Here is a 4,679-nt window from a genome sequence, read left to right on the forward strand (position 1 = left end):
TAGATCAGAGCATCCTTAGTAATCGTTTGCAGGTCCAGATCGTTACCCAGATGCCTGTCAATATCGTCCCGTCGAACGCTCTTCGATAGAAGCGTATGCCTGTGAGCCAGGTTTGCTCCTCCGTTTCAGAGAAGCTGCAATCTAGAACACGCCTCCGCCCGCGCCGAGCTCCTGCCCGGTAATCCACCGCGCTTCATTGCTTGCCAAAAAAAGGGCGACGTCCGCCACATCTTCGGGTTCGCCAATTCGCTTGAACGGAGATGCCTCGGCGGCCACGCGGCGATCGCGCTCCGGCAAGAGGTCTGTCGTATAGCCTGGAAGTATCGCGTTGACGGTGATGTTACGCGGTCCGAGCTCCTGCGCCACGGTGCGGACGAGTTGTTCGATGGTTCCCTTACTCGCCAAGTAGAGAGCATTGCCTGGTATCAGCATTCTGACGCCGCCGGTCGATGTGACGATGATGCGGCCACCGTTCCGCAGGCGCTTTGCCGCTTCCTGGACGATGAAGAAGATGCCTTTGGCGTTGACGTTGAATACCTGATCGTATTCGTCTTCGGTGAATTCGATGAACGGTTTGATAATTGCCGTGGCCGCGTTCGCGACGACGATGTCGATCTCTCCGAAGGCTGTCTGGGCTTCGTCAAACAGGCGCTGGATATCCGGGATACGAGATATATCGGCCTTCACCGCGAGCGCCTTGCCTTCCCTTTCCGCGATCGTCCGAACCGTATTGTTCGCGGCTTCATCGTTCGAAACGTAGTTGACAACGACCGCAGCGCCTTCCCGACCCAAGCGCTCCGAGATCGCTCGGCCGATTCCGCGAGAGCCACCCACGACGATCGCGACTTTGTGGCGCAAATCATATGTGAGGTGACGGGGGATCGACATTTCACATCTCCCGGGTTTGCGCGCGAGAAGTTGTCGCATGAGGGCTAGGAAACGTCCGTCAGACGTCTGTTGAGGCCGGTGCGAAGGTTCACACCGAACTGCAGATAAGCCTTCAAAGCACAAAGCGTGTAGGTCCAACCGGCATTCTGACCGAGGGCGAGCTTCACGCCGTCCTCGTCAAGTTCAAAACTCGCATCGGTGACCGTGACGACGGTTGCGCTCGGGCCGTCCGCTTCGAATTCGATAGTCGTGCGCAGCAACTGGCCAAGCGCCGACGATTCGTAGATAATTTTGCTATTCTTCTTCACCGTCACGACATCGATAGCCACCTTTGCGCCGACGTCGGCGAATTCCCATGTCACATGGGCGCCCTCTTCGATCGGTCCGCTGGCGCCGCTGATGAAGTAATTGGCCATCCTGGCCGGATCGACGACTGCGTCGAACACCTCGTCGACGGGCTTGAGAATGCGCTCCCGTACTTTCACATCAAAGGTCATCGACCGTCTCCTTCTTTCATAGTGTGTCTCAATGCCCACCATTGCGGCGGCCTAGGCCGTCGTTGGTCGCTAGTTCACGGAGTCGCTTTGGACTGATCATCCAATCGCTGCATCCGCACCCCCTCGATCGCATAACGCGCGAATAGAAAATCGTGGATTTTGACGACACGTTCCGCATTGAACGACAAAGCGACGAAATAGGCAGGTTGGTCGAGCGACACCTCACGATCGTAGACGAGCATGGCTGGTCGTCCCTCGACGACACCAGCGTCAAATGCCCATTGCTCGCATGCCGCATAGCGACCGTAATATTCGCCGACCTCCGATTTTCCCTGGCGGGTCAGCTTCGACACGAGGTCGAGGCGCACGTCCTCGGAAAGCATGGCGCGCACCGCATCGAAATCACCGTTTCGGAAGCCATCGACGTACGCGGCGAGGCGATCCCGCATCTCGTTGGTCAGAACTGGCGGTCCGATGTCCTCCGGCTCGTCTATAAACGCGCGGAGTGCATTGCGCCCGCGTTGCAGGGCCGATTTTGCCGCCGCCGCGCTTACGCCATTGACCTCTGCCACCTCCTCTACCGAGTGACCCAGTACATCTTTCATTACCACCGCGCTGCGTTGCAGGGGCGGCAACCGCATGAACGTACGGATTGATGTAGACGCGGCCAAAGGATCAAGTTCGGCGGAAACAGCAATCATTTCCATGGTCTCCAGGTCTTCGGTCACTGGTGCGCGGCGGCGTTGGCGCAGGAAATCGAGCGCCGTGTTGTGGGCGATGCGGAACAGCCAGCCTTCGGGATTTGCCAATTGCTCTTCGTGCCAGGCAGCTACCGCCTTCAGAAAGGTATCCTGCACGATGTCCTCGGCATCGATAGTCGAGCCCACCATGCGCGCGCAGTAACGGTGCAGCCTTGGCCGCATTGCGGCCGACAATCGTTCGAGTTTCTGTTGGTGGGGGCTCATCGACCAGCCTCAATCGAGTGGGAAAGGCTGCATGCCGGCACGAATTCCATAGGCCACGCCCGTTGCGTAAGCGGGGTCGGCAAGCCATTCGGCGACCTGCCGCCCGACCTGCTTTGGCTCAAGGTGAGCGCCGTAACGCGTGAGAATATGGTCATCGATCGTGATCCCTTCGGCCTCGGCGTAGGCGGCCGCGACACTGTGTCCAAGCTCGGTTCCGGCCATCAATTGCGCAGGAACGAGAACCTGAAAGCGGATGCCGAGGCCGCGCTCGCGAGAGACCGCGTTAGCCTGGTGTGCCATGAACCATACCATGCGCTTGGCGCCGATATAGCCGCCGGACATGCGTAGATCTTCCGGCTTTATGGCAGGCATGCTCATCACCATCGCCGCTCCGCTCGACGTCACGAGTACGCGCGATCCCGGCCGCAAGGGCTTGTCGAGCGCTGCCTGAATGCCGACGAACGTCGCCCTGACATCGGTATTCCAGATCGCCGAGAAATCCTCCCAATTCTGCCGGTCCAGAGTCTTTGCGGCCAAGCGGGCACCGGCGTTGAGGATGAGGATGTCGGGATCGACCTCATTGATCGTGCTTGCGATCAGGTCAGCGTCCGTTACATCGCCGGCGATCGTTCGGGCACCGGAATCACGAGCCGCTGCCAGTTTGCTTTCGTCCCTGGCGATCGCGATAACTTCTGCTCCCTGAGCGGCAAGCGACCGGACCATCTCCAATCCGATGCCTGTACTCCCGCCAGTGACGATCGCGCGCTTGTTTCCCAAGCCAGCCATTGTCGCCTCCATCTCAAGCCGCACGCAGGTGCGCGACGGTGGTGAGGATGGAATCGAACCGGGCAAGCGCCGCGATCTTCGGAAAATAGGCTTGCATGCGCGCATCCGCCTGCATGGCCTTGACGGCATCGCCGTCACGCCACTGGGAGACGATGAAGACTTTTGCACCATCCGCCGCCGTCAGAAGGCTCGTCGAAATCCAGCCGTCCAGCGTCGAGATCACCTGATCGATGTTCGCTTGCAACAGCGACGACAGATTTGCCTGATTGGCGGGCTCACACGCCAGAATGTTGACGAGGGTGACACCGTCGCGCCCAATAGTGATGTTGTTCATCTTGAACTCTCCCATGAACACCGGGGATCGGCATTCTCTGCAAAGTTAGACGTTGCGGTGGATCGAAACGGATCGCGGACGTCAGAAAATTTTCTATCTTCCCGCAGCGCGCCAAGCTGGCTCCGCCTCTGAATGCGTCGAAACGACGAAAAGCAAACAACAACTGCTGGGATACACGCTCGCGATCTTCTAGAGTCTGGGCAACACATCACAGGGATATATCGCAGGTCAGATAATTAATGCGCAAGCTGCGGCAAATCAGCTTGCAAAGCTGTCGTACACCCCAATTGAGCAATTTGGGGCAAGGGGGTTGCAGGTAACGCCGGAGATTATGCAGACGCCGGACGCGTAGGCGATTGTTGGCCAGTATTTGAAAGCAGGGGCTTCTGAGCAAGAGGCATTAAATTACACTGCCAATCTATTGCAAACAGGCAGTGGCTTGCCTGCGGCAATAAATGTTACTTCGGATACGCAATTAATTAAACTTGTCCCAAAGACTGCCATGGGCGGTGATGCGGTTGGCAATTACTCGCCATTTTTCATGACCGTGGATGAGTACAATAAAATATCTGCTATGTCTGCCGCGCAAGTTGCCGACTATCTTGGTCTGCCGGCTGAGCAAGGCATTAGAGGATCGCAGCTTGGTTTTGATGTGTATTCCACTCCAAAGCCAGGGCAAGCGCCAACTGTATTCAGTAGTGAGGTTGCTCCTGCGCAACAAGGCGCCTATTCGGCATCAGGGGGTGGTGAGCAGATTCTTGTTCCCAATAGAGGGGCGTGGGCAGATCCTAATAAAAATAAAATAGGTGAAATTAGGGGTTCAGGGCGATGAATGTCGAGAAAATTAAAGAATATGCAATCTTGCTTGAAGAGTCTATATCTGAGAATGTTGAAAATAGCAAGGATGTTGAGTTTCTTTCTAAGTATGAGCCGTTGCAACTTGCTATTTCCGATGCCAAGTTGGGGAGGATTACATCGCCGCGTGATTTGGGTGGATTATCTCGCTGGCTTTTTGATTCGGATATCATGAGTTTTCCAGTCTTATCTAATCGCCTATCTGGATTTCAATTGCTGCTGCGCGGCTGGGAAGTGGGTGATGCCAGTGTTAAAGATAAAAATTCCTAGGGTGGTATCCCATCGTAGTATCAATACCGTCAATCTGGTGTTGTCCCGTCCACAGTGTCCACAGTGTCCCGTCCATAGTGTCCA

The 4,679-nt window shown here is 56.4% G+C and carries 7 protein-coding genes; 2 read left to right on the plus strand and 5 right to left on the minus strand.

The window, feature by feature from the left end; all coding sequences use genetic code 11:
• Nucleotides 1-141: 141 nt before the first annotated feature.
• The 5 genes from ACH65_RS15880 to ACH65_RS15900 all read right to left on the minus strand — a co-directional run bounded on the left by ACH65_RS15880 (nucleotide 142) and on the right by ACH65_RS15900 (nucleotide 3,470).
• Complete coding sequence (locus ACH65_RS15880; RefSeq protein ID WP_049623601.1) at nucleotides 142-888, minus strand: SDR family oxidoreductase; 747 nt, start codon at nucleotides 886-888, stop codon at nucleotides 142-144.
• A gap of 44 nt (nucleotides 889-932) precedes the next feature.
• The gene (locus ACH65_RS15885) at nucleotides 933-1,385 is read right to left on the minus strand and encodes an SRPBCC domain-containing protein (RefSeq protein ID WP_049623602.1); all 453 of its coding nucleotides are present in this window, start codon (nucleotides 1,383-1,385) and stop codon (nucleotides 933-935) included.
• 74 nt (nucleotides 1,386-1,459) lie between these two features.
• Nucleotides 1,460-2,350: a sigma-70 family RNA polymerase sigma factor gene (locus ACH65_RS15890; RefSeq protein WP_064504882.1), complete on the minus strand. Its 891-nt coding sequence runs from the start codon at nucleotides 2,348-2,350 to the stop codon at nucleotides 1,460-1,462.
• Between the two features lie 9 nt (nucleotides 2,351-2,359).
• Complete coding sequence (locus tag ACH65_RS15895) at nucleotides 2,360-3,136, minus strand: SDR family NAD(P)-dependent oxidoreductase (RefSeq protein ID WP_049623604.1); 777 nt, start codon at nucleotides 3,134-3,136, stop codon at nucleotides 2,360-2,362.
• Between the two features lie 13 nt (nucleotides 3,137-3,149).
• Nucleotides 3,150-3,470 carry a putative quinol monooxygenase gene (locus ACH65_RS15900; RefSeq protein WP_161805620.1) on the minus strand — a complete coding sequence of 107 codons (321 nt, stop codon included), beginning with the start codon at nucleotides 3,468-3,470 and terminating at the stop codon, nucleotides 3,150-3,152.
• A gap of 370 nt (nucleotides 3,471-3,840) precedes the next feature.
• On the opposite strand from ACH65_RS15900, the gene ACH65_RS20005 reads away from it, so the two are divergent.
• Both ACH65_RS20005 and ACH65_RS20010 read left to right on the plus strand, forming a co-directional pair.
• A complete protein-coding gene (locus tag ACH65_RS20005) occupies nucleotides 3,841-4,302 on the plus strand; it encodes a hypothetical protein (RefSeq protein WP_153242640.1) in 462 nt (153 codons plus the stop codon).
• On the plus strand, nucleotides 4,299-4,595 hold the full coding sequence (locus tag ACH65_RS20010) for a hypothetical protein (protein WP_153242641.1): 297 nt from the start codon (nucleotides 4,299-4,301) through the stop codon (nucleotides 4,593-4,595). The genes ACH65_RS20005 and ACH65_RS20010 overlap by 4 nt, the downstream gene beginning before the upstream one ends.
• Nucleotides 4,596-4,679 lie beyond the last annotated feature (84 nt).

Source organism: Frateuria defendens (assembly GCF_001182895.1).
GTDB classification, from domain to species: domain Bacteria; phylum Pseudomonadota; class Gammaproteobacteria; order Xanthomonadales; family Rhodanobacteraceae; genus Frateuria_B; species Frateuria_B defendens.